Origin of the sequence: Polaromonas sp. CT11-55 (genome assembly GCF_047303325.1) — a bacterium.
In the GTDB taxonomy this organism is placed as follows: Bacteria; Pseudomonadota; Gammaproteobacteria; order Burkholderiales; family Burkholderiaceae_C; genus Polaromonas.
The window spans coordinates 163826-187784 of record NZ_JBKBEX010000006.1 but is presented as its reverse complement, the minus strand read 5'-3'; the positions used below and the strand labels follow the sequence as shown (position 1 = coordinate 187784).

Below are 23959 nucleotides of genomic sequence, written 5' to 3'. Positions count from 1 at the left end.
GCCTTTTCTTTTGCTTACTTTTCTTTTGGCGAAGCAAAAGAAAAGTGAGTAGCTGCCGGGCTACCCCCGGCCAGCAGGAGTCAGAGGGGAGCACACCGCCGGAGCAAAAACAATTCAAACCACGTTTGGCAATCGCTCCAACAACTTGTCAAGCGTGATGGGATAGTCCCTCACCCTCACCCCTGTCGCGTTATAAACCGCATTCGCAACCGCAGCAGCAATCCCACAAATCCCAAGCTCGCCAACCCCTTTAGCCTTCATAGGCGAAGAAACCGGATCGGTTTCATCAAGAAAGATCACATCTTGGTGCGGGATGTCGGCATGCACCGGCACCTCATAGCCTGCGAGGTCGTGGTTCACAAAAAAGCCGTGGCGCTTGTCGACCGCGAGTTCTTCCATGAGTGCCGCGCCCACGCCCATGGTCATGGCGCCTATGACCTGGCTGCGCGCGGCCTTGGGGTTCAGGATGCGGCCCGCGGCGCAGACGGCTAGCATGCGGCGCACGCGGATCTCGCCGGTGGCGGCGTCGACGCCGACTTCGACGAAATGCGCGCCGAAGGTGGATTGCTGGTACTTATTGCCCAGGTCGCCGTATTCCATGAAGTCTTCGGCGACCAGGCCGCTGTCGCCGGCCGCTTGGGCGACTTGGGCGAGCGGCACGGCGCGGTCGGCGACGCGGACCATGCCGTCTTCAAAAATCGCCTCGAGCGGCGTGAAGCCGGCGCGGGTGGCAATGGTTTCGCGCAGCTTCATGCAGGCCGCGTAAACACCGGAGGTGGAGCTGTTGGCGCCCCACTGCCCGCCTGAGCCGCAGGAGACGGGGAAGTCCGAATCGCCCAGGCGCACCAGCACTTTGTTGAGGGGCACGCCCATGACTTCAGCGGCGGTCTGCGCGATGATGGTGTAAGTGCCCGTGCCTATGTCGGTCATGTCGGTTTCCACCGTGACCACGCCATTCTTGTCGAGCCGCACGCGCGCGGCGGACTTCATGAGCAGGTTGTTGCGAAAGGCCGCGGCCACGCCCATGCCGACCAGCCACCGGCCGTCGCGCACTTGGGCGGGCTGGGCCTTGCGCCGGTTCCAGCCGAATTGTTCGGCGCCCAGGCGCAGGCATTCAACAAGCCGGCGCTGCGAGAAAGGCCGCCCGGCTTGCTCCGGGTCAACCTGGGTGTCGTTGAGCGCGCGGAACTCGATCGGGTCCAGGCCGAGTTTTTCGGCCATCTCGTCCATGGCGATTTCCAGGGCCATCAAACCGGGCGCCTCGCCAGGCGCGCGCATGGCGTTGCCTTCGGGCAAGTCGAGCACGGCCAGGCGTGTGGCGGTGAAGCGGTTCGCGCCGGCATACAGCAAACGGGTCTGGTTGGCCGAGGTTTCGGGCTGGCCTTCGGGCAGGTCGCCGGACCAGCATTCATGGCCTACGGCGGTGATCTTGCCGTCGCGGCCCGCGCCCAGGCGTATGCGCTGCAGGGTGGCCGGCCGGTGTGTGGTGTTGTTGATCATCAGCGGGCGCTGCAGCGCGACCTTGACGGGCCGCCCCGCCGCGCGCGCGCCCAGGGCGGCCAGCAGCGCATCGGCGCGCACCCAGAGCTTGCCGCCGAAACCGCCGCCGATAAAGGGCGAGACCAGGCGCACATTGGCTTTCGGTATGCCCAGCGTGGCGGCCATGTCGCCCACGCTCCAGTCGATCATCTGGTTGGCCGTCCAGAGCGTGAGCTTGTCGCCCTGCCAGGCGGCGGTGGTGGCGTGCGGCTCCATCATGGCGTGCGACTGGTCGGGTGTGCTGTAGCTGGCGTCCAGCTGCACGGGCGCGGCGGCGAAGGCACCCGGGAAGTCGCCGACCTTGGTCTCGGACGGCCCGGCGAAGTCGGAAGGCTTGGCCAGCGGCGCGGTTTCTTTTTGCGCGGCGAGGTCGAACTTGCCCGGCGTGCGTTCGTATTCGATGCGCACCAGCTGCGCGGCGGCGCGCGCCTGTTCAAAGGTATTGGCCACCACGAGCGCGAGCGCCTGGTGGTAGTGGTCTATCTCGGGCCCGCCCAACAGTTTGGCGGTGTTGAACTTGCCCTTGCCGAGCTTGCCGGCGTTGCGCGCGGTGACGACGGCCAGCACGCCGGGCGCGGCGCGCGCGGCGTCCAGGTCCATGGAAGCGATGCGGCCCTTGGCGATGCCGGCGCCGACGATGTAGCCATAGGCCGGGTCCTTCACGACGTCATGGCGCTCATAGGCATAGGGCGCGGCGCCGCTGGTCTTGAGCGGGCCGTCGATGCGGTCCGTGGGTTTGCCTATGACCTTGAGCTGGTCTATCGGGTTGCGGGTGGCGGGGGTGTCGAATTTCATGCGGCGCTCCTGGCCTGGGCCAGCACGGCGGCGAGGGTGCGCTCCACCAGCGGCAGTTTGAAGGCGTTGTCATGCGTGGGCTGGGCGCCGGCGAGCAGGCGCGCCGCAGCGGCTTTTGCGCCCTGCGGCAAGGCGGCATCGGCGGCATCGTCGCGCCAGGGTTTGTGCGCCACGCCGCCCAGGGCGACGCGGCCCGTGCCGTCGCGTTGCACCACGGCGGCCACCGAGACCAGCGCGAAGGCATAAGACGCGCGGTCGCGCACCTTGCGGTAGATGTGGGTGCCGCCCGTCGGCTTGGGCAGGCTGACCGAGGTGATGAGCTCGCCGGGCTGCAGCGCGGTCTCCACGTTCGGCGTGTCGCCGGGCAGGCGGTGGAAGTCGGCAATCGGGATGACGCGCCTGGCGCCGTCGGGCTTGACGGTTTCCACCGTGGCGTCGAGCACACGCATGGCCACGGCCATGTCGCTGGGGTGGGTGGCGATGCAGGCCTGGCTGGCGCCTATGACGGCGTGCTGGCGCGTGTGGCCGCCGATGGCGCTGCAGCCGCTGCCGGGCTGGCGCTTGTTGCAGGCCTGGTCGGTGTCGTAAAAATACGGGCAGCGCGTGCGCTGCAGCAGGTTGCCGGCGGTGGTGGCCTTGTTGCGCAGCTGGGCCGAAGCCCCGGCCAGCAGGGCGCGCGACAGCACGCCGTAGTCGCGCCGCACGCGTTCGTCGGCGGCCAGCGCGGTGTTGCGTACCAGCGCGCCTATGCGCAGGCCGCCCTCGGGCGTGGCTTCCACCTTGTCGAGCGCCAGGCCGTTGACGTCGACCAGGTGCGTGGGCGCCTCGATCTGCAGCTTCATCAAGTCCAGCAGGTTGGTGCCGCCCGCGATGAATTTGGCGCCGGGGTGGCGCATGACGGCGGCCGCGGCCTCGGCCGGGCTGCGGGCGCGCTCATAGGTGAAGGGTTTCATGCCGCCCTCCCTGCAACTTCGGTGATGGCCTCGACGATATTGGAATAGGCGCCGCAGCGGCAGAGGTTGCCGCTCATGCGTTCGCGCAGCTCATCGGGCGACAGCAGGGGCCGGGTGTTGAGGTCGGCGCTGACGTGGCTGGGAATGCCGCGGCGCATTTCATCGAGCATGCCGACGGCCGAGCAGATTTGCCCCGGCGTGCAGTAGCCGCACTGGTAGCCGTCGTGTTTGACGAATGCGGCCTGCATGGGGTGCAGGCTGTGCGGCGTGCCCAGGCCTTCTATGGTGGTGACTTTCGCGCCCTCGTGCATCACGGCCAGCGTGAGGCAGGCATTGATGCGTTCGCCGTCCAGCAGCACGGTGCAGGCGCCGCACTGGCCGTGGTCGCAGCCTTTTTTGGTGCCGGTCAGGTGCAGGTGTTCACGCAGGGTGTCGAGCAGCGTGGTGCGGGTGTCCAGGTTCAGCGTGTGCGCCTGGCCGTTCACGTCGAGCGTGACGCGGGCCGTGGGCACGGCGCCGGCGGAGCTGGGAGAGGATTCAGTCATTGCCATGGCTTTCTTGGGGAGTGAACCGGCGGCCGCGGATGCGGCGCCCGCGGCGCACCTGTCTGATTAAAGCAGCAAGTCAAAGCCCCAGCATCCGTGTTGACGATAAGCCGCGCCGTAGGACGGCGGCGGGGACGGCCGTGGGCGCCTGCCTTGGGCCTGTAGCACTATTGACTCAACAGCGAATGGGGTAAGAAGGATTGCAATCCAGCAATCGAGAGATACAAGAAGCAAGGGGCGCGGCGACGTCACTGCTTCAAAGCTGCTTTTATCTGTGCAATCCGCGGATTAATTTTTATCCACAGATTTCGCAGATTTACGCAGATTGAAGAAAAGAAACCTAGGACTTCTTTTTGTCGCCATACGCCGGGCGCGCGGCCTTGCGCCATGATGGTCCTTATCTGTATGAATCTGCGGAAATCTGCGAAATCTGCGGATAACTCTCCCCGCACTAGTCAATCAACACCGAGCCTTCGTGAAAAGGAAACGGCCCTTCGTAGCTTCCACTCGCCACCGTGTGGCTCACCAACCGCCCGCCGCGCGGCAGCACATGCAGGCCAAAGCCAGGCGGCTCCAGCATCCAGGCTGAGGCCGCGTCGGGCGCGAGGTCCAGCCGCACCTGGTGAGCCGGTGAAGGCACAGTCGCCGCGACAGTGCCGCCAAAGCGCACCTGGATGGCGCGGTGCAAATGGCCGCAGAGGATGCGCTCGACATTCGGGTAGCGGCTGACCAGCGCTTCAAGTTCGGCCGCACCGCTGAGCAGGCCTATGTCGTCCATATGGCCTATCAGGGTCTCAAAGGGCGGGTGGTGCATGGCGATGACCACGGGCCGGCCGCGATGCGCTTCGAGCTCGCGCGCCAGCCAGGCTAGCCTTTGCTCGCACAGGCTGCCTTCGCTGGCGCCTGGCACCACGGTGTCCAGCGCGATCAGCTGCAGTCCACCTATGGCGACGCTGTATTGCACGAAGCCATCACTTCCATCACCTCCATCACTTCCGAGGTAGGTGTGGTCGGGAAAACTCAAGCGCAGCTGCGCGCGCTCGTCGTGGTTGCCGGGCATCAGGTAGACCGGCATGGTCAGGGGCGCGAGCAGCTCACGCAGGTGGGCGTACTCGGCCGCGCGGCCGAAGTCGGTGAGGTCGCCGGTGATGACAACCGCATCGGGCTGTTGCGGCAGCGCGAGGACGGAGGCGACGGCCCGCGCGAGGTAGGGCGCGGTGTTGATGCGGCCGTAGGCCAGGCGACCCGGTTCGCGGATATGCAGGTCTGAAAGTTGCAGCAGTGAGGTGGTCATAAGGATGTGAGTTATGCAACAGCCAGTTCGCTGCCGGGCATGAGGTGATGCGGCTGTATGCGTATGCCGACGGCGTCGCCCACGCAGGCCGGGTGGTCGCGCCCGACTTCGGCATTGACGCAGGTCTGGTCGGCCAGCAAGAGCTTGAGCTGGATGCGGTCGCCGAGGAAGACGCGCTGCGACACCACGGCATCGCCCCAGCCAGCGGCGACCTCGCCGACCTCGATGTCTTCGGGCCGCACCAGCACGCTGTCCTGCGCCTGCCAGGCGGGCGGGCAGGCAATGTCCATATCGCCCAGCCTGACGACATGGGCGGCGCGCGCGGCCTCGTCGCGCGCCAGCCGATTGACGCGGCCCAGGAAGCTCGCGACAAAAGGATGTTCAGGCGTGCGGTACAACGCCTCGCCGCGGCCGACCTGCACAATGCGGCCGGCCTGCATCACGGCCAGCCTGTCGGCAATCGCCAGCGCTTCCTGCTGGTCGTGGGTGACGTGGATGGCGGTGATGTGCAGGCGCCGCAATAGTTCGGCGAGTTCGTCGCGCACCGATTCCTTGAGCTTGGCGTCGAGCGCGGTGAGCGGTTCGTCAAGCAGCAGCACGCGCGGGCGCACGGCCACGGCGCGGGCCAGGGCCACGCGCTGGCGCTGGCCGCCCGAGAGTTCGGCCGGGCGTTTTTTCTCAAGGCCGTTCAGGCGCACCAGGTCTATGAGTTCGCCGACCACGCGGCGCTTTTCGGCTTCGTCCACACCGCGCACGCGCAGGCCGTAGGCGATGTTGGCTTCGACGCTCATCTGCGGGAACAGCGCGTAATGCTGGAACACCATGCCTATGCCGCGCCGCTCCACCGGCAGGTGGGTGACCTCGGTGTCGCCGAATGTGATGCGGCTTCCGGCGTCGGGCACTTCGAGCCCGGCGATAAGGCGCAGCAGTGTGGTCTTGCCGCAGCCCGAAGGGCCCAGCAGGGCCAGCACTTCGCCGGGCTCTACCGAGAGCGAGGTGGGCTGCAGGCCGCGCGTGCCGTCGGCATAGGTTTTGGCGCAGTGGAAAATATCTACGCGGGTGATGTCCACGCGTGTGCGTTCAACGTCCATGGTGTTTTTCAATCAAGGTGCCGGCGGCCTGCAGGCCCCACAGCACGGGGAGGATGACAAGGAGAAAGACGAGGGTGTAGGCGGAGCCGATTTCCAGCCGCATGGAGGCATAGCTGTCGGCCAGGCCCACGGGCAAGGTGCGCGTGAGCGGCGTGTGCAGCATCCAGGTGAGGTTGAACTCGCCGACCGAGAGCGTGAACACCATCAGGCAGCCGGCCACGATGGCGGGCAGCACGGCAGGCAGCAGCACACCCATAAAGCGCTGCGCGAAGCCAGCGCCCAGCGTGCGCGCGGCCTCTTCGAGCGCATACAGCTCGGGCCGCTGGAAGGCCGAGGACACGGTGCGCACCATAAAGGGCAAGGTGAACACCATGTGGCCCACCAGCACGAAACCATAACTTTGCCGGAAGCCGCTGATCTGCCCATAGGCCAGGATCAGCGCCAGCGCGGTGGCCAGGCCGGGCACGGCCACCGGAAGCGTGAGCAGCTCTTCAAACACCCTGGCCATGCGCGAACGGCTGCGCGCCAGCGCATAGGCGCAGGGAATGCCGATCAGCAGGTTGCCCAGCACGCACAGCAAGGCCAGCAGTAGCGAGGCGGCGACGGTGCCGCCGTAAAGCTCCCACACTTCAGCGAGCCAGCGCAGCGTGAGCCCGCTTTTAAGGCCGGCGCTGTAGTTGTTGACCAGCCCCGCGAGCACCGAGAGCACGATGGGCGCGACCATGAACACGGCGACCAGCGCCGTCAGCAGCACAAGCGGCAGGGAAACCTGGCGAGGCGTTTTCATGGCATCAAGCCCCCGCCGCGGCCGGGCCGGCGGCACGGCGCGAGAGAAACAGCACCAGCCAGGTGATCAGGCCCAGCATGATGGACAGGCTGGCGGCCAGCGCGAAGTTGGCGTAGTTGGTGAACTCGCTGTAAATCGTGATGGGCAGCACCTCGAACTTGCTGGCCAAGGTGAAGGCCGTGCCGAAGGCGCCCATGGCGGTGGCGAACACAATCGCGCCGCAGGCCAGGGTGGTGGGCGCAAGCTCGGGCAGCCAGACGTCGCGCACCACGCGCCAGCGCGAGGCGCCCAGCGAACGCGCGGCTTCTTCGAGCGGGAAGTCCATGGCGGCGGCCGCGGCCGTGTAACTCACAATGGCGCGCGGCAGCGAAAAATACAGGTAACCGAAAAACAGCCCGGCCAGGCCGTAGGCAAAGGTGACGCGACCCAGTCCCAGCACATCGGCAAGGTCGGCCACCAGGCCCTGGCGCCCGCCCAGCAGGATGATGAAGAAACCGATGATGACGCCCGGGAAGGACAGCGGCAAGGCCAGCAGCGAGAGCAGCAGCTTGCGCCCCGCGAAACGCGCCCTTGCCAGCGTGATGCCCACCAGGCCGCCCAGCACCAGGGTGGCCAGCGTCACTGCCAGCGACAGGCCCAGGGTTTGCAACAGGCTTTGCAGGTAACGGGTGTTCGTGAGCACCACAAAATAAGTCCCCCACCCCAGCTTGCCGGGCAAGGCCAGCAGCTGCACTGCCGGCAAGAGCCAGAAGGCCGCGAAGAAAGCAACTGCCGGCGCCGCGCAGGCCAGCAGCAGGCGCGGGGGCGCGAAGGTGGAAGAACTCATGGGTGCTCTCAATACCAGGCTGGTTTACTGGGCTTCTTTTACCAAGCTTCTTTTACTGGGCTTCTTTCAGGTAGCGGTCGGAAAAGCCTTTTTGCACGGCGGCCATGCGGGCGTAGTCCACGCTTTTGGCACGCGCGTATTCGCTGGCCGGCAGGAAGCGCGACTGGGCTTCTTTCGAGATCGCGCTGGCACGCACCGGACGCAGGTAGGCATTGGCCCAGATGGCCTGGCCTTCGTCGGACAGCACAAAGTCCAGCACCTTCTTGCCGTTGTCGGCATTGGGCGCCTTGGCCACCAGGCTCATGACGTAGGGGACAACGATGGTGCCTTCGGCCGGGATCACAAACTCGACGTTGGCCTTGTCCTTGTACTTGGCGCGGTAGGCGTTGAAGTCGTAGTCAAGCAGGATGGCGATTTCACCGGACAGCATGCGCGCATACGAGGTCTGCTTGGGAACGATAGGCTCATTTTTCTGCAGCGCCTTGAAGTACTCGATGCCGGGCGTGAAGTTGTCCAGCGTGCCGCCGCGCGCCTGGTTGACGGCGACAGCGCCCACATAACCGACAAAGGCCGAGGCCGGGTCCAGGTAGCCGACCAGGCCTTTGTACTCGGGCTTGAGCAGGTCGGCCCAGGAACGCGGCACGGGCTTGCCCTTGAGTGCGTCGACGTTGACCATAAAGCCCAGGGTGCCCGAGTGGATGGTGAACCAGTGGCCTTGCGGGTCCTTGAGGCCGTCGGGAATCTCGTTCCAGGCGGCGGGCTTGTAAGTGCCGACCACGCCGTCCTTCTGCGCCTGGATGGCGAAGGTCACGCCCAGGTAGGTCACGTCGGCCACCGGGTTGGCTTTTTCGGCAATCATCTGCGCGAGCGACTGGCCGGAGTTCTTGTTGTCGGGCGGCACGGTGACGCCGGTCTTGGCCTTGATGGCCTTGAGCTGCGTCCCCCAGTCGGCCCATTCGGGCGGGCAGTTGTAGCAGATGGCAGTCTGGGCCAGGGCATTGGTGCCGGCGGCCAGGCCAAGGGCCAGCACGGCGGCGTGGGCGAGTCGTTGCAAAGATGTTTTCATGGGAGCTCCGTTGTGGATGAAGTGAAAGTGAGGGGACTAGGAATTGACTGAGGGCGCGGCGCAGGATTCGCCTTCGCGAAAACCATGGGCCAGCGAAAGGCTGCTGGCTGGCGTCAGGGCGGCGCCGCCGGCCAGCGCCTGCACCAGCAGCTCGACGCTGCAGCGGCCTATGTCGGCATTGGGCTGGGTGATGGTGCTCAGCATGGGCCGCAGGTCTTCACCGAGCGCGATGCCGTCAAAACCGACCACGCTCAGGTCGCGCGGCACCGAGAGCCCGGCCAGGTGCGCCGCGCGCAGGCTGCGTATGGCCAGCAAATCGTTGGAGCAGACCAGCGCGCTGGGCAGCGGCTCGCGCAGCAGCAGGGCCGTGATGTCGCTGACGGCGGTTTCCACAAAAGGCACTTCCAGCACCTGCGGGTCTGCCAGCCCGGCCGCCGCCATGCCTTGCAGAAAACCGCGGCGGCGCTGCTGGGCGCGGTCGGAGGCGCTGAGCTGGCCGCTGACCATGGCGATGCGGCTGTGGCCCATGGCCGCGAGCCGCGCCACCAGCGCCGCGACCGCCTGCTCGCTGTCCACCGACACGCAGGGATGAGCGGGGTGGCGGTTGTAGGCCAGCACATAAGGCAGTTGCGCGACGCCCAGCCGCTGCAGGGCCACGGAAGTCTCCGGGCTGGACACCACCAGGATCATGGCGTCGACGCTGCCGGCCAGCAGCAGGTTGACGGCTTGTTCTTCCTCTTCAAGCCGGTAGTTGGTGGTCAGCGGCAGGATGGCGTAGCCGGCGCGCGTGGCCGAACGCGCGATGCCTTCCAGGCATTCGGCGAACACCGGGTTGAGCAAGGTGGGCAGCACCACACCGAGCACGCGGCTGCGCTGGGTGCGCAGGGAGCGCGCACTGGCATTGGGCAGGTAGCCGCGTTCGCGCGCGGCCTTCTCGACCAGCGCACGGGTTTCGGGGCTGACTTTGCCGGGCGAGTTGAACACCCGCGACACCGTTGCCACCGAGACCCCCGCCTGTTCCGCCACTGCCTGAATGCTCACCCGCGCTCCTCATGTAATCGTTTACATTGGAGCCGCCAAAAATGACCGCCTTATGACATGAAGCCGGACAGGCCCGGACTCATGTCGGGACTGTCACCGAACCGTCATGAAGGGGCTACACACTGTGGGACCTCTTTCTGAACCTGACCCAAGTTCCCCCTCCCTGAATGGACATCACTTACGGCGCCGACAAGACCGGCCTGCTCTGCGGCTACCGCTTTGAAAACGGCGCGCCCGGCGTGCCTGTGGACCTCATGGAGGCGGCGGCCTGGCTCAAGAACGATGCGCCCAAGGGCAAATCGGATTTCGTCTGGCTGCACTTCAACCTCAGCGACGCGGCGGCCGAGGCCAGCATACGCAAGCACCTGAACCCGGTGCCGGAGTTTTTTGAGGCGCTGCACGAGGGCTCGCGCTCCACGCGCATCGAGGACGCCCACGACACCTTGATCGCCGTGGTCAACGACGTGGCTTACGAATTCGCTTTCGACCCGGCCGAGATGGCCAGCCTGTGGCTCAACGTGGGGCCGCACATGGCGCTGAGCGCGCGCTCGCATCCGCTGAGGTCGATTGACCGGCTGCGCGACGCGGTGAAGAACGGCAAGAAGCCGCTGGCGTCTTCGGTGTCCTTCCTCAACCATTTGCTGCGCGAGCAGGGCGACGTGCTGGTGCGCATCGTGCGCGATGCGACAGTGCAGGTCGACGTGGTGGAAGACAAATTCCTGGTGGGCCGGCTGCACAACCGCCGCGCCGACCTGGGCAAGCTGCGCCGCGTGCTGGTGCGGCTGCAGCGCCTGCTGGCGCCGGAGCCGGGCGCCCTCTTCCGTTTGCTGCGCCTGCCGCCGCCCTGGGTCAGCGAAGGTGACCTTGAGGAACTGCGCCAGGCCACCGAGGAGTTTTCGCTGACCATACGCGACCTGTCGGAGCTCAAGGAGCGCATCAAGCTGCTGCAGGAAGAAATCGCCGCCCAGGTCAGCGAAGAAACCAACCGCAGTGTCTTTACCCTGACCATGGTGACGGTGCTGGCCCTGCCCATCAACATCGTGGCCGGCCTGCTGGGCATGAATGTGGGCGGCATTCCCCTGTCACAGCACCCGCATGGCTTTATGGTGATCGTGGCGATCATCGGCGTGTTCACCGCCTTTGCGGCCTGGTACGTTTACCGGCAGAAGCAATAAGCCCCCTCGTAATAAGCCCCCTCGTGCCGTAGCCCTTTTCCACTACGGGGCTCTGCCAAATCCGGCCCCGCGCCGGCCCGAAAACCCCGAAAATACAGGGGTGTCCCAGCTCCCCTTCCACCCGGCTGTTTCCGTCTGGCTAGCAGGCCGGTTCGGCCGCGCCACCGAGGTGCAGGCCCAGGCATGGGCGGTGACCTCGCAGCGCCGCCATGCGCTGATCGCGGCGCCCACGGGCTCGGGCAAGACGCTCGCGGCTTTTCTGTCGGCAATTGACGAGCTGGTGCGCGAGGGCCTGGACACCGGGCTTTCGGACGAGGTGCACGTGCTTTACGTGTCACCGCTCAAGGCGCTGTCCAACGACATCCGCAAGAACCTCGAGGAGCCCCTGGCCGGCATACAGGCCGGGCTGGCCGCGATGGGTCTGCCCGACCTCGGCATACGCGCCGTCGTGCGCACGGGCGACACGCCGCCGGCCGAACGCGAGCGCATGCGCCGCGCGCCGCCGCACATCCTGGTGACCACGCCGGAGTCGCTGTACATCCTGCTGAGTTCCGACTCGGGCCGCGCGATGCTCAAGTCGGTGAAAAGCGTGATCGTCGACGAGCTGCACGCGGTGGCCGGCGTCAAGCGCGGCTCGCATTTGATGCTGTCGCTGGAACGGCTGGAGGCGCTGTGCGACAAGCCGCCGGTGCGCATAGGCCTGTCGGCCACCGTGAAGCCGCTGGACGAAATGGCGCGCTTCCTCATAGGCAACCGCGATGAAGCGGTAGCAATCATAGACACCGGCCATGTGCGCGAGCGCGACCTCGCGATAGAAATGCCGCGCTCGCCGCTGACCGCGGTGATGCCTATCGAGGTCTGGGACGAACTTTACGACCGGCTCACCGAGCTGGTGGCGCAGCACCGCACGACGCTGATTTTTGTCAACCAGCGCCGCGTCGCGGAGCGCGTGGCGCGCCACCTGGCCGAGCGGCTGGGCGAGGAGCACGTCACCGCCCACCACGGCAGCCTGGCGCGCGAGCATCGCCTGAACGCGGAGCAACGGCTCAAGCAGGGCGAGCTCAAGGCGCTGGTGGCCACCAGTTCGCTGGAGCTCGGCATCGACATCGGCGACATAGACCTGGTGTGCCAGATCGGCTCGCCGCGCGCGATCAATGCCTTGCTGCAGCGCGTGGGCCGCGCCGGCCATGCCATAGGCGCCATCCTCAAGGGGCGGCTGTTTCCGCTGGCGCTGGACGATTTGCTCGAATGCAGCGCCTTGCTGGCCGCGGTGGAGCGCGGCGAACTGGACCGCATCCACGTGCCGGAAAAACCGCTGGACGCGCTGGCGCAGCACATCGTCGCCGAAACCGGCTGCCGCGAATGGCCGCTCGATGCCTTGTACAGCTGCCTGTGCCGCGCCCATCCCTACCGCAACCTTTCGCTGCGCGAGTTCGAGCAGGTGGTGCAGATGCTGGCCGACGGCTACAGCACGCGCCGCGGCCGGCGCGGCGCCTACCTGCATTACGACGCGGTCAACCGCATGCTGCGGGCGCGCCGCGGCGCGCGCCTGGCTGCCGTCACCAACGCGGGCGTGATCCCCGACCAGTTCGACTACGAGGTGGTGCTGCTGCCCGACGGCCACCGCGTGGGAACGCTCAATGAGGACTTCGCCTTTGAAAGCCTGCCGGGCGACATCTTCCAGCTCGGCAACGCGTCCTACCGCATCGCCAAGGTGGAGACCGGCAAGGTCATGGTCGAGGACGCGAGGGGCCAGCCGCCCTCCATGCCTTTCTGGCTCGGCGAGAGCCTGGGCCGCAGCGATGAGCTCAGCGAAGCGGTGTCGCGCCTCTGCGAAACCGCCAACACCCTGCTGGAGGATGGCGTGCCGGCCTGCGAGCGCTGGCTGCGGGATGAATTGCAGTTGCCCGCCGCCGCGGCGCAGCAGCTCGCGCTTTACCTCGCCGCCTCCAAGGCCGCGCTGGGCGTGCTGCCCAGCCGGCGGCATATTGTGTTTGAGCGCTTTTTCGACGAGGTGGGCGACACCCACCTGGTGATCCACTCGCCCTACGGCTCGCGCATCAACAAGGCCTGGGGCCTGGCGCTGCGCAAGCGCATGTGCCGCAAGTTCAATTTCGAGCTGCAGGCCAGCGCGCTGGAAGACAGCATCGTGCTGTCGCTGGGGCCCACGCACAGTTTCGCGCTCGAGGAGGTGCGGCACTACCTGAAATCGGCCAGCGCGCGCGAGGTGCTGGTGCAGGCGCTGCTGGACGCGCCCATGTTCGGCACGCGCTGGCGCTGGAACGCCACCGCCTCGCTGGCGGTGCGCCGCATGAACGGCGGGCGCAAGGTGCCGCCGCAGTTCCAGCGCTCCGACGCCGAGGACCTGCTGACGGTGGTCTTCCCCGACCAGCTCGCCTGCGCGGAGAACCTGGTGGGCGAACGCGAGATTCCCGACCACCCGCTGGTGGCGCAAACGCTGCACGACTGCCTGCACGAGACCATGGACGTCGACGGCTTTGTGCGGTTGCTGGCCGGCATGGAAGCCGGCGAGGTGCGCATCAGCACGCGCGACCTGGCCTCGCCCTCGCCGCTGGCGCACGCCATCCTGAACGCCAAGCCCTATGCCTTCCTGGACGGTGGCGCGGCCGAGGAGCGCCGCACCAAGGCGGTCAGCGCCAAGCCCCTGATGGACCTGCAGACGGCCGCCGACATCGGCAAGCTGGACCCGCAGGTGATCGCGCAGGTGCGCGAGGACGCCTGGCCCGACATCCGCAGCGCCGACGAGCTGCACGATGCGCTGGTGGTGCACGGTTTTCTCAGCGCCACGGAAGCACCCCTTCCCGATGTTCCCGATTACATAGCCGCACTCTCGCAACAGCGCCGCATCAGCCGCCTAGGCCTGCCGGCGGGCGGCGCGCTGTATGTCGCGGCCGAGCGCCTGCATGAGTTCCAGGCTGTCTTCCCCGATGCGCCGTTGTCGCCGGCCATCGCGCCGACCTCGGCCGCGCGGCCCACCGCCGAGGACGCACTGCGCGAAATCCTGCGAGGGCGCCTGGACCTGCTGGGCCCCGTGACTGCGCAGGCGCTGGCCGCGCCGCTGGAAATGGGCGGCGAGGCCGCGCTGACAGCCCTGCTGCAACTCGAGGCCGAGGGCGCGGTGATGCGCGGCGGCTTTACCGCCGCCGGCGCCGACGAATGGTGCGACCGGCGTCTGCTCGCGCGCATGCACCGCAACACGCGCGAAAAGCTGCGCGCCGAGTTCCAGCCGGTGCCGCCGGCGCAGTTCATGCGCTTTCTGTTCCGCTGGCACCAGCTGGGCAATACCGGTGGTGATGGCCAGGGCGACGAACGCCGCGAAGGCGAAGGCGGGCTGGCCGACGTGCTGCGCCAGCTCGAAGGGTTTGCGGCGCCGGCCGGGGCCTGGGAGGACGAGCTGCTGGCCGCGCGCGTCAAAGGCTACCTGCCCGCCATGCTGGACAAGCTCTGCGCCATGGGCCGTGTGGCCTGGTGGCGGCCTGTCGAGGCCGGCGATGCGGCCGGCCGCAAGACCGGGCCCATACGCGGCACGCCGGTGCTGCTGTGCGAGCGCGAGGCGCTGGCCCACTGGCAGCAGGCGGCCGGCGCGGCGGTGGTCGACGACGCCTTGCTGTCGGGCCCGGCGCGCCAGGTGCTGGACGTGCTGCGCGCGCATGGCGCGAGTTTTTTTGCCGACCTGCAGCGCGACGCCCGGCTGCTGGGCACCCAGGTCGAGCAGGCGCTGGCCGAGCTGGTCGCGCACGGCCTGGCCACTTGCGACTCCTTCGCCGGCCTGCGCAGCCTGGTGATGCCCGAGGACAAGCGCAACAAGCTGCGCCGCCGGCGCGGCGCGCTGGACCCGATGGACGAGGCCGGCCGCTGGTCGCTCACGCGGCGGCCGCGGCCGCCTGAGCCCACGCCGGGCGCGCTGGCCGAACCGCATGTGGAACACATCGCACGCGTGCTGCTGCGGCGCTACGGCGTGGTGTTCCGCAAGCTGCTGGAACGCGAGGAAGGCCTGCCGCCCTGGCGCGAGCTGTTTTACGTGCTGCGCCGGCTTGAGGCCCGCGGCGAGGTGCGCGGCGGCCGGTTTGTCAGCGGCTTTTCGGGCGAACAGTTCGCGCTGCCCGAGGCCGCCACGGCCCTGCGCCGCATCGCGAAGGAGCCGGGGAATGAGCGGGTCGCGATCTCGGCCGTCGACCCGCTGAACCTTGCCGGCATTTTGACGCCGGGCGACAAGGTGGCGCGCCTGCCGGGCAACCGCCTGCTCTTCGAAGCCGGCGTGCCGGTCGCCGTCCAGTGCGCCGGCGAAATCCGCTACCTGCGGGAAGGCGATGCGGCGCTGCAGTGGGAAATGAAGGGGCTGCTGATTCGCCGCCAGGGGCAGTTCCAGCCCGCGTGATCGCTGGTCGCCGCGGCTATTTGGGCAGCGCGGCCTCGAAGCGTTTCAGCTCTTCATCCACGGTGCCGCGCCCGCCGAAATCCCGCTTGGCCCGGCCGTACCAGTAGGCGGCGTTGTCGAGATCGCCTTCCTGGATATGCAGGATGCCGTGCAGCCAGGCGCCCAGCGGGGATTCATCGCTTTGCGCCAGGGTGTGTGCCTCTTCCCAGCGTCCCGCGCGCGTGCAAAGCAGGGCTTCGCGAAGAATGTCCATTTTTGAATACTCCTTGAATTGAATGTCGGCAGGGCTAGGAGGCCTTTCGCGACCCGCGCGGGCGTGGGGCCGGCGTCGCCCGCTCCTTGCGCTCACGCGGGCCGCCGACAGGCGCGTGTTGTGCCATCAGCCCGGCCACCCATTCGATAAACACCCGCAGTTTGGCGCTGACATGGCGGTTCGGCGGAAAGGCCACGTAGAGGGGCATGGGATCCAGGCGCCAGTCCTGGAACAGCGGCACCAGCTCGCCGCTGTCCACATGCGCCCCGGCCATATAGTCCGGCAGCCAGAGCACGCCCAGGCCCGCCAGGCCGGCCGCGAGGTAGGCGTTGCCGTCGTCAAAAGCGAACAGGTGGCGGCCCTGCACCTTGAGGCTTTCGTCGCCGCGGTGCATGGCATAGGGAAAGGCCTTGCCGGTGCGCGCCCACAGAAAGCCCACGATGTAGTGTTGCGTTCCCTCCAGATCCCGCGGGTGCGAGGGCGTGCCGATGCGGTCCAGGTAACCGGGCGCGGCATACACGCCGAGCTGCAGGTCGGCCACGCGGCGGGCCACCAGCGACTGGTCGGTGAGCTCGCCGCCGCGCACCACGCAGTCCACGTTGTCGCCTATCACGTCGACCACGCGGTCGCTGACGCCCATGTCGAGCTGGATCTCGGGGTAGCGCGCATGAAAGTCCGGCAAGGCCGGCACCAGGATCATTCGGGCCAGCGGGCTGGGCACATCGACCCGCAGCCGGCCCCGGGGCGAGGCCGAGGCGCCGGACAGGCTGGTCTCGGCATCATCCACGTCGGCCAGCACGCGCAGCACCCGTTCGTAATAGGCCGCGCCGTCGGCCGTGAGCTTGACCTGGCGTGTGGTGCGGTTGAGCAACCGCACGCGCAGCCGCGCCTCGAGCTGCTGCACCAGCTGGGTCACGCTGGTCTTGCTCATGTGCAAAGTCTCTGCCGCCCTGGTGAAGCTGCCCGCTTCCACCACGCGCGCGAAGGCCTGCATTGCGTCGAAACGGTCCATCTGTGCTTCCCGTGCTTTCCCGTGCATTCCCGGCCTGGGTGATTGTTTGGATTCTACGAACAGTGATGGACAGGCTTGCCTGTTTATCGGGAAGGCACTGCGCCCTACAGTGTCTTCATCGTCAACCACAGGCCGGCTTCGGCCTATTTGCAAGGAGAAAGATGAATGGCACAACGTGAAGTTGTTTTTCCGCCCGGGCGCCGGGCACTTTATGACCGCAACCGGTATTCACCGGCGCTGAAGTCCAACGGTTTCCTGTTTGTATCGGGCCAGGTCGGCAGCCGCGAGGACGGCTCCCCCGAACCCGACCTGCAGACGCAGGTCCGCCTCGCCTTCAACAACCTGAACGCCATCCTGAAAGCAGCGGGCAGCAGCTTTGAGGACGTGGTGGACGTGACCGTCTTCATGGTGGATCCGCAGTCGACCTTCGAGACCATCTGGCAGGTGGTGCCCGAGTACTGGGGCGAGGCGCCCCATCCCACGCTGACGGCCGTCGGCGTGACCTGGCTCTATGGCTTTCAGTTCGAGATCAAGGTGATTGCCAAACTCCCGTCAGCCTGATGATTCCCTGTACTTCGCGGCCTCGGCCTCTATCCAGGCCCTGAACAAGGCCAGCATGCTGTTGCCCAGTTTCTGTTCGGGGCAGACCAGGTAGTAGCGGCGATCGCTCAGGAACTCGTGCCGGGTCAGTTGCACCAGGCGGCCCTGCGCCAGGTCGTCTTCGATCAGGAAGCGCGGGATCAGCGCCAGGCCTTGCCCATGGATGGCCGCTTGCGCGGCCATCGAGAAAAGCTCCATGCGCGCGCCGGCCATGTCGCCGGCAACTTCGAGCCCCAGGGACGCGAACCACTGGCGCCAGGCATAGGGCCGTGTGCTCATCTGCAGCAGCGGCAGGCCCGCTACGTCGTCGGCCTTGAGCACGCGCCTGGGTGTCACCAGCGCCGGGCTGCCGACGGCCACCATGCTTTCGTCCATCAGGAAGGACGATTGTGTGCCGGGCCAGCCCGCCTCGCCGGCGCAGATGGCGGCGTCCAGCGTGGTTTCGGCAAACAGGAAAGGCCGTGTGCGGGACGACAGGTGCACCGTGATCTCGGGGTGCTGGTGATGGAAGCTACCCAGCCTGGGCAGCAGCCACTTGGCCGCGAAGGTAGGCACCACGCCCAGTTCCAGCACGCCGCCCGTGCCGCCCCGGGCCATCATCTCCAGCGTGTCGCGCTCCACATCGTCCAGCCGCGCGCGCACCCGGCGGGCGTAGTGCATGCCCGCGTCCGTCAGCAGCACGCCGCGTTTGGTACGCCTGAAGAGCTTGACGTCCAGGAAATCCTCCAGCCCCGCGACCTGCCGGCAGACGGCGCTCTGGGTCACCGAATGCTCCTGCGCCGCGTGGGTGAAGCTCTGGTGGCGTGCCGCGGATTCAAACAGGGCGAGTGCGGTGGTGGAAGGAATTTTTCGGCGCATGGGGGTGGGCTTTCCTGCGGGCAAGGTTTCGGAATTCTTTTTGGGCACACACCGGTGCCGAATCATCGTTTGTGAAGGGCGGCTTGCGCCTTTAAGCTTTTCCCATTGACTGCTTCTTTGCTGGAGATTCCCACTCATGGCTTCCCCTTCTTCCGCGCTGCGCCCACCGCCGCTGAGCGGCATCCGCGTGCTGGACTTGTCGCGCGTGCTGGCCGGCCCCTGGGCCGGACAACTGCTGGCCGACCTGGGCGCGGACGTCGTCAAGGTCGAAAAGCCGCAGGGCGGCGACGACACCCGCGCCTGGGGGCCGCCTTACCTCAAGGACGCCTCGGGCCGGGACACCGGCGAGGCGAGCTACTTTCTGTGCGCCAACCGCAACAAGCGCTCGGTCGCCATCGACATCGCCACGCCCGAAGGCCAGGCGCAGGTGCGGGCGCTGGCCGGCCAGGCCGACGTGCTGCTGGAGAACTTCAAGGTGGGCGGCCTCAAGCGCTACGGGCTGGACTACGCCAGCCTGAAGGACGGCCACCCGCGCCTGGTGTATTGCTCCATCACCGGCTTCGGGCAGACCGGGCCTTATGCGGCGCGCGCGGGCTACGACTTCCTGATCCAGGGCATGGGCGGCCTGATGAGCGTGACCGGCGGCGCGGACGGCGAGCCGGGCGCCGGCCCGCAAAAAGTCGGCGTGGCGCTGACGGACATCATGACCGGCCTGTACGCAACGGTGGCGGTGCAGGCCGCGCTGGCGGAGCGCGAGCGCTCCGGCCTGGGCCAGCACATCGACCTGGCGCTGCTGGACGTGCAGATCGCCTGCCTGGCCAACCAGGCCTCCAACTACCTGGCCGGCGGGCAGTTGCCGCGCCGCATGGGCAATGCGCATCCCAACATCGTGCCCTACCAGGACTTCCCGACCGCGGACGGCGACATCATCCTGGCGGTCGGCAACGACGAACAGTTCGCCCGCTTCTGCGCCGTCGCGGGCCACGCCGAATGGGCCCAGGACCCGCGCTTTGCGAGCAATGCGCAGCGCGTGGCCCACCGGGCCGTGCTGCTGCCCTTGCTGAGGCAGGCCACGGTGGCGCGCAGCTCGGCGGACTGGATCGCCGCGCTGGAAGCCGCCGGTGTGCCCTGCGGCCCCATCAACCGCATCGACGAGGTGTTTGCCGACCCGCATGTGCAAGCCCGCGGCCTGCGCATGGCGCTGCCCCATCCCCTGGCGGGCGAGGTGCCGCTGGTGGCCAACCCCATACGGCTTTCCGGCTCGCCCGTCAGCTACCACAGGCCCCCACCGCTGCTGGGCCAGCACACGGCCGAAGTGCTGGCGCAGTGGCTGGCCGGTGGCGCCGCGAGCCATAGGGTCTGTTAAGCCAGCACACGGCGGAAGTGCTGGCGCAGTGGCTGGCCGGTGGCGCCGCAAGTCACTAGTGCTCGCCCGGCGCGGCGCGAAGGCGCGCGACCGTGGCGGGCAAGTCTTGCCAGGCGGGTTCGGCCGGCGCGTAGCGGCTGCGCATATAACTGGCCAGCGCCGCGACCTGGGTGTCGTCCAGGCTGTGGCGGAAGGCCGGCATAAAGCCGATGTCCTTGCCGGCGGGCGCGCTGATGCCTTGCAAAATTGTGCGCAGCAGGTTGTCGGGCCGCGCGCTGTGCAAATTGCTGTTGAGCGCCAGCGGTACGTTCACGCCGAGCAGGCGGGGGCCGTCGCCATCGTGGTGGCAGGAGGCGCAGGCGCCGTTGAACAGGCGCTGGCCGGGGCCGGGCAGGCTGGTGGCGGACTGCTGCGCGGACAGCACCGCCTGCCGCGCGCGTTCGGCGCTTTCGGCCTCAGGCAGCGCTTCGTTGAAAGACGACAGGTAGCTGGCCATGGCGCGAATGTCTTCATCGGGCAGCGCGGACAGTTCCTTCACCACGGGCGCCATGGGGCCGGCGGCAATGCCGTGCTGCGGTGCATACCCCTGGCGCAGGTAGGCGTAGAGCTCTGAGGACGTCCAGGGCACGGGCGCGCGCGACAGCGCCGTGAGCGCGGGCGCCTCCCAGCCGTCGACCATGGCGCCGCCCAGGAAAGCCTGGCCGCCGCGCTCGGCGCCCAGGGCGTTGCGCGGCGTATGGCAGGCGCCGCAATGCCCCAGGCCGTTGACAAGGTAGGCGCCGCGGTTCCATTCGGCGCTGCGCTGCGGGTCGGCGCTGTAAGGCGAGGGATCATGGAACATCGCGTTCCAGCCGGCCATCAGGGGGCGCACGCTGAAAGGAAAGTCCAGCCGTGTCGCGGGCGTGGCGGAGCGCACGGCAGGCTGCGCCATCAGGTAGGCATACAGCGCGGTCAGGTCTTCATCACTGGTCTTGGCGAAGGCGCTATAGGGAAAGGCCGGGTACAGGTAACGGCCGTCGCGCGAAATGCCTTCGCGCATCGCGCGCTGGAAGGCGCTGAAGGACCAACTGCCTATGCCTGTTTCGACGTCGGGCGTGAGGTTGGTCGTAATGATCTTGCCGAAGGGCGTGTCCATGGCCCGGCCGCCGGCATTGGGAATGCCGCCCGGCGCGGTGTGGCAGACCACGCAATCGCCGGCGGCCGCCAGCTGGCGGCCGCGCTCCAGCGTCGCGGCGGTGTAGATGGAGGCGCCGGACTGCGCCGCCGGCATCATCGGAGCGATCGCCGACCGACCGCCCAGCAAGGCCCATGCAACGCCAACCACGCCCGCCAGCAAGGCGCCGGCGCGCGACCATGCACTCAATCCTTTAGGCCATGTGGCACCCTCTGGCATGCGCGCGGCCCGGCGCTTGGGCATGGACAAGGCGGGCGGTGGGCTTTCGGGCTCGGGGTTGAGCGCGGCGCGCACCACCTCGGGCGTGAACGGCGGCTGGCGAAAGCGCACACCGGTGGCATCAAAAATCGCATTGGCGATGGCCGCCGTGCCCGGCACCGACGAAGACTCGCCCGCGCCCAGCGGCGGCTCGCCGGGGCGCGCCATGGTAACCACTTCGATCACCGGCACGTCGCGGAAATTCAGGATGGGGTAGCTGCCCCACTCGAGGCCGACAACGGTGTTTTTTTGCGGCTCCACCGTGACCTGCTCGGTCAGGGCGCGGCTGGTTGCCTGCACCACATTGCCGTGGATCTGGTGCTGCACGCCGGCCGGGTTGATCAGCGTTCCGGCGTCATGCCCGACGACCACGCGCCTGACATGCACCTCGCCGGTCTTGCGGTTGACCTCGACATCGGCCACCCAGGCGGCCCAGGCGGCGCCAAAGCCCGGCCACTTGCTGTGCACATAGCGGGCATAAGCGAAGCCCTGCCCGTGCAGGATGTCTGTCGCCTCGCCGGCCTGCCCTTGCTGCGGCCCTGTGTGCGCCACCCAGCCGGCGCGCTCGGCCGTGGCGCGCACCAGCTCGGCGGCACGCGGCTCCTTGAGGTAGCGCAGGCGAAACTCGACCGGGTCCACGCCGGCGGCGGTGGCGAGTTCGTCGATATAGGATTCGTGCGCGAAGGAATTGGGCAGCGCCGACACCCCGCGCAGCCAGGAGGCGCGCAGCATGGGCGGCATGTCGTTGACGGCCACGCGCAGGTTGCCGTAGTCGTAGGGCGGGCGCGCGGTGCGGTCGCCCATCTCGAAGGCCTGCGCGACCGGCTCCACGGTGCGCGTCAGCAGCAGCGCCAGCGTGGGCGCGCCGTTGGACGGGTAGGAGGTCTGGAAGTCATAGGCGGCGACCGAGCCGTCTTCGTTGAGCCCGCCGTTGACCTGCATGAGCTGCGCGGCGCCCTTGGGCTCCCAGGCGTGTTCCTGCTCGCGGGTCAGCTGCACGCGCACCGGGCTGCCGACGGCGCGCGACAGCAGGGCCGCATCCGCCGCCACGTCATCGGCGCAGTTGCGGCCGTAGCAGCCGGCGGCCTCCATGCGGATCACGTCGATGTCGACATCGGCCAGGCCGGTCAGGCGCGAGAGGTCGGCGCGCAGCACATGGGGGTTCTGGGTACCGGCCCAGACCGTCAGGCGCTCCGCCCGCCAGTCGGCCACCGCGCACGAAGGGCCTATGGAGCCGTGCATCTGGTAGGGCCAGACATAGTTGCGCGCCAGCGCCTGCGCCGCGCCCGCCATGGCGGCATCGACGTCGCCCTCGTCGACAAGCTTGCGCTTCGTGGACGGGTTGTTGCGTATCGCCTGCTCGAGGTCGTCCAGCCTGGGCAGCCCGGGCCAGGATTTCCACTGGACGCGCAGCTCGCGCAGCGCCTGCTCGGCCTGCTCTTCGCGCTCGGCCACCACGCCGACAAAATCGCGTATCACCACCACGGCGCGTATGCCCGGGATGTGCGCGATCGATGACTCATCGACCGACTCCAGCGTGTTGCCGATGAAGTCGCCGTGGTCGGCCCCGGCATAGGGCGGGCGCACCACGCGGCCGTGCAGCATGCCGGGCACGCGCATGTCGTGCACAAAGGTCAGCGCGCCGGTGGCTTTGGCCGGGATGTCGACGCGCGGCGTGCTGGTGCCCACGACGCGGTAGTCGGCCGCCGCCTTGACGGGCGTGTCAGGCGCGAGCAGAAGCTGTGTGTGCTGCTGGGCCACCAGAGCGCCGTAGTCCACAGCGCGGTTTTCCTGCCCGATGACGGACACCCGCCCGTCCCGCACCGACAGCAGCGAGGCATCCACCTGCAGCACGGCGGCGGCGCGCGCCAGCAGCCAGGCCCGCGCCTGGGCCGCGGCAGTGCGCAAGGGAATGGCGTGTACCTGGATGGAGGCGCTGGCGATGGTCGCGCCCTGGTTGGGCGCACGTGTGGTGTCGCCCAGCACCATGTTGACCTGCTCCAGCGCGACGTCCAGCTCTTCGGCCACGATCTGGGCCAGCGCCGTGCGTATGCCGGTGCCCAGGTCCACATGGCCGTTGAGCGCCGTCACGCTGCCGTCGTCCCAGACGGCGACCAGGATTTCAAGGCCTTCCTGCGGGTTGCCGCTGACCAGCGCCGGCTGGCCCTTGGCAGGCGGCGGCGGCGGGGGCGGCTCGCGGCCCACCAGCAGCACGCCGGCGGCCGCGTGGAAATCCGCGCGCGTGCGCGGCGTGTCGGCGCGGCGCGTCATGCCGCCTTCCCCTGGGCCATGTTCTGCCGCGTCAGTTCGGCCGCGCGCAGCACGGCCTGCATGATCTCCAGGTGGGTGCCGCAGCGGCAGAGGTTGCCCGACAGCTCGCGGCGTATCTCCTCCTCGCTGGGCGAGGGGTTGCGCGCGAGCAGCGCCACCGTCATCATGATCATGCCGTTCAGGCAGTAGCCGCATTGGGCGGCCTGCGCCTCGATGAAAGCCTGCTGGACCGGGTGCAGCGCCTCAGGCGTGCCCAGGCCTTCCAGCGTGGTGATCTCGCGGCCGGCCACGCCGCCCACCGGGATCACGCAGGCACGCGCGGCAACACCGTCCACCAGCACGGTGCAGGCGCCGCACTCCCCCAGGCCGCAGCCGTATTTGGGGCTGTTCAGTTCCAGGTCGTTGCGCAGCACCGTCAGCAGGCAGGTGCCGGCCGGCAGCGGCAGCGTGTGCGCCACCCGGTTGACGGACAGTGTGACGGCATTCAATGTCATCGGATCAGGCTGCCCGCCGCGGTGTACATCTCAAGCTCCACAAAGCTGGAGCCGTTGTGGTTGCCGGGGCCGTATTCCACGCGGAAGTCGCCCACATCGAGCGTGCCCACGCCTTCCAGGGCCGCGATGAAGTTCTCGCGCGGGCGAATCCCGCGGCGGCCA

At 68.0% G+C, this 23959-nt stretch carries 17 protein-coding genes and 1 pseudogene; 4 read left to right on the top strand and 14 right to left on the bottom strand.

Annotated elements, in window-relative coordinates; all coding sequences use genetic code 11:
- Positions 1-114 precede the first annotated feature (114 nt).
- From paoC to ACEN8I_RS08785, 9 genes and pseudogenes are all read right to left on the bottom strand, one after another.
- Complete coding sequence (paoC, locus tag ACEN8I_RS08825; RefSeq protein WP_413327974.1) at positions 115-2334, bottom strand: aldehyde oxidoreductase molybdenum-binding subunit PaoC; 2220 nt, start codon at positions 2332-2334, stop codon at positions 115-117.
- The gene (locus ACEN8I_RS08820; protein ID WP_413327973.1) at positions 2331-3287 is read right to left on the bottom strand and encodes an FAD binding domain-containing protein; all 957 of its coding nucleotides are present in this window, start codon (positions 3285-3287) and stop codon (positions 2331-2333) included. The genes paoC and ACEN8I_RS08820 overlap by 4 nt, the downstream gene beginning before the upstream one ends.
- A pseudogene (paoA, locus tag ACEN8I_RS08815) lies at positions 3284-3883 on the bottom strand (aldehyde dehydrogenase iron-sulfur subunit PaoA); the annotation flags it as partial. The gene ACEN8I_RS08820 and the pseudogene paoA, both read right to left, overlap by 4 nt.
- Positions 3884-4283: 400 nt before the next feature.
- Entirely contained in the window at positions 4284-5126 is an 843-nt protein-coding gene (locus tag ACEN8I_RS08810; RefSeq protein WP_413327972.1) for a phosphodiesterase, read from the bottom strand.
- Positions 5127-5137: 11 nt separating this feature from the next.
- Positions 5138-6217 carry an ABC transporter ATP-binding protein gene (locus ACEN8I_RS08805; RefSeq protein ID WP_413327970.1) on the bottom strand — a complete coding sequence of 360 codons (1080 nt, stop codon included), beginning with the start codon at positions 6215-6217 and terminating at the stop codon, positions 5138-5140.
- Positions 6207-7004 (bottom strand): ABC transporter permease, encoded by a 798-nt coding sequence (locus ACEN8I_RS08800; RefSeq protein WP_413327969.1) that lies wholly within the window; start codon positions 7002-7004, stop codon positions 6207-6209. The genes ACEN8I_RS08805 and ACEN8I_RS08800 overlap by 11 nt, the downstream gene beginning before the upstream one ends.
- 4 nt (positions 7005-7008) lie before the next feature.
- Positions 7009-7830 carry an ABC transporter permease gene (locus tag ACEN8I_RS08795; RefSeq protein ID WP_413327968.1) on the bottom strand — a complete coding sequence of 274 codons (822 nt, stop codon included), beginning with the start codon at positions 7828-7830 and terminating at the stop codon, positions 7009-7011.
- Between the two features lie 52 nt (positions 7831-7882).
- Positions 7883-8896 (bottom strand): ABC transporter substrate-binding protein, encoded by a 1014-nt coding sequence (locus tag ACEN8I_RS08790; RefSeq protein ID WP_413327967.1) that lies wholly within the window; start codon positions 8894-8896, stop codon positions 7883-7885.
- Between the two features lie 36 nt (positions 8897-8932).
- The gene (locus ACEN8I_RS08785; protein ID WP_413327966.1) at positions 8933-9937 is read right to left on the bottom strand and encodes a LacI family DNA-binding transcriptional regulator; all 1005 of its coding nucleotides are present in this window, start codon (positions 9935-9937) and stop codon (positions 8933-8935) included.
- Positions 9938-10104: 167 nt separating this feature from the next.
- Between ACEN8I_RS08785 and ACEN8I_RS08780 the strand changes: the two genes are divergently transcribed.
- Positions 10105-11112, top strand: a complete 1008-nt coding sequence (locus tag ACEN8I_RS08780) for a transporter (protein WP_413327965.1) — start codon at positions 10105-10107, stop codon at positions 11110-11112.
- Positions 11113-11212: 100 nt separating this feature from the next.
- Complete coding sequence (locus ACEN8I_RS08775; protein ID WP_413327964.1) at positions 11213-15511, top strand: DEAD/DEAH box helicase; 4299 nt, start codon at positions 11213-11215, stop codon at positions 15509-15511.
- A 16-nt stretch (positions 15512-15527) separates the two neighbouring features.
- Here the strand turns inward: ACEN8I_RS08775 and ACEN8I_RS08770 are convergent, their stop codons facing one another.
- Positions 15528-15764 carry a hypothetical protein gene (locus ACEN8I_RS08770; protein ID WP_413327963.1) on the bottom strand — a complete coding sequence of 79 codons (237 nt, stop codon included), beginning with the start codon at positions 15762-15764 and terminating at the stop codon, positions 15528-15530.
- A gap of 34 nt (positions 15765-15798) precedes the next feature.
- Positions 15799-16776, bottom strand: coding sequence for a LysR family transcriptional regulator (locus ACEN8I_RS08765; RefSeq protein WP_413327961.1), 978 nt, complete (start codon positions 16774-16776; stop codon positions 15799-15801).
- A gap of 165 nt (positions 16777-16941) precedes the next feature.
- On the opposite strand from ACEN8I_RS08765, the gene ACEN8I_RS08760 reads away from it, so the two are divergent.
- Positions 16942-17337 (top strand): RidA family protein, encoded by a 396-nt coding sequence (locus ACEN8I_RS08760; RefSeq protein WP_413327960.1) that lies wholly within the window; start codon positions 16942-16944, stop codon positions 17335-17337.
- On the opposite strand, the gene ACEN8I_RS08755 is transcribed toward ACEN8I_RS08760, so the two are convergent.
- The gene (locus tag ACEN8I_RS08755; RefSeq protein WP_413327959.1) at positions 17329-18234 is read right to left on the bottom strand and encodes a LysR substrate-binding domain-containing protein; all 906 of its coding nucleotides are present in this window, start codon (positions 18232-18234) and stop codon (positions 17329-17331) included. The two genes, ACEN8I_RS08760 and ACEN8I_RS08755, sit on opposite strands and share 9 nt — an antisense overlap.
- Before the next feature lie 136 nt (positions 18235-18370).
- On the opposite strand from ACEN8I_RS08755, the gene ACEN8I_RS08750 reads away from it, so the two are divergent.
- Entirely contained in the window at positions 18371-19600 is a 1230-nt protein-coding gene (locus ACEN8I_RS08750) for a CaiB/BaiF CoA transferase family protein (protein WP_413327957.1), read from the top strand.
- 55 nt (positions 19601-19655) lie between these two features.
- Here ACEN8I_RS08750 and ACEN8I_RS08745 read toward each other — a convergent pair whose 3' ends face one another.
- Entirely contained in the window at positions 19656-23303 is a 3648-nt protein-coding gene (locus tag ACEN8I_RS08745; RefSeq protein ID WP_413327956.1) for a molybdopterin cofactor-binding domain-containing protein, read from the bottom strand.
- Positions 23300-23797 (bottom strand): (2Fe-2S)-binding protein, encoded by a 498-nt coding sequence (locus ACEN8I_RS08740; protein WP_413327955.1) that lies wholly within the window; start codon positions 23795-23797, stop codon positions 23300-23302. Before ACEN8I_RS08740 ends, ACEN8I_RS08745 begins: the two co-directional genes overlap by 4 nt.
- Between the last annotated feature and the right edge of the window lie 162 nt (positions 23798-23959).

What these genes read in the sequence shown, in the direction of transcription:
- paoC (WP_413327974.1), bottom strand. Translation starts at nt 2,334, where the DNA reads ATGAAATTCGACACCCCCGCCACCCGCAACCCGATAGACCAGCTCAAG.
- ACEN8I_RS08820 (WP_413327973.1), bottom strand. Translation starts at nt 3,287, where the DNA reads ATGAAACCCTTCACCTATGAGCGCGCCCGCAGCCCGGCCGAGGCCGCG.
- ACEN8I_RS08810 (WP_413327972.1), bottom strand. Translation starts at nt 5,126, where the DNA reads ATGACCACCTCACTGCTGCAACTTTCAGACCTGCATATCCGCGAACCG.
- ACEN8I_RS08805 (WP_413327970.1), bottom strand. Translation starts at nt 6,217, where the DNA reads ATGGACGTTGAACGCACACGCGTGGACATCACCCGCGTAGATATTTTC.
- ACEN8I_RS08800 (WP_413327969.1), bottom strand. Translation starts at nt 7,004, where the DNA reads ATGAAAACGCCTCGCCAGGTTTCCCTGCCGCTTGTGCTGCTGACGGCG.
- ACEN8I_RS08795 (WP_413327968.1), bottom strand. Translation starts at nt 7,830, where the DNA reads ATGAGTTCTTCCACCTTCGCGCCCCCGCGCCTGCTGCTGGCCTGCGCG.
- ACEN8I_RS08790 (WP_413327967.1), bottom strand. Translation starts at nt 8,896, where the DNA reads ATGAAAACATCTTTGCAACGACTCGCCCACGCCGCCGTGCTGGCCCTT.
- ACEN8I_RS08780 (WP_413327965.1), top strand. Translation starts at nt 10,105, where the DNA reads ATGGACATCACTTACGGCGCCGACAAGACCGGCCTGCTCTGCGGCTAC.
- ACEN8I_RS08770 (WP_413327963.1), bottom strand. Translation starts at nt 15,764, where the DNA reads ATGGACATTCTTCGCGAAGCCCTGCTTTGCACGCGCGCGGGACGCTGG.
- ACEN8I_RS08765 (WP_413327961.1), bottom strand. Translation starts at nt 16,776, where the DNA reads ATGGACCGTTTCGACGCAATGCAGGCCTTCGCGCGCGTGGTGGAAGCG.
- ACEN8I_RS08760 (WP_413327960.1), top strand. Translation starts at nt 16,942, where the DNA reads ATGGCACAACGTGAAGTTGTTTTTCCGCCCGGGCGCCGGGCACTTTAT.
- ACEN8I_RS08755 (WP_413327959.1), bottom strand. Translation starts at nt 18,234, where the DNA reads ATGCGCCGAAAAATTCCTTCCACCACCGCACTCGCCCTGTTTGAATCC.
- ACEN8I_RS08750 (WP_413327957.1), top strand. Translation starts at nt 18,371, where the DNA reads ATGGCTTCCCCTTCTTCCGCGCTGCGCCCACCGCCGCTGAGCGGCATC.
- ACEN8I_RS08745 (WP_413327956.1), bottom strand. Translation starts at nt 23,303, where the DNA reads ATGACGCGCCGCGCCGACACGCCGCGCACGCGCGCGGATTTCCACGCG.
- ACEN8I_RS08740 (WP_413327955.1), bottom strand. Translation starts at nt 23,797, where the DNA reads ATGACATTGAATGCCGTCACACTGTCCGTCAACCGGGTGGCGCACACG.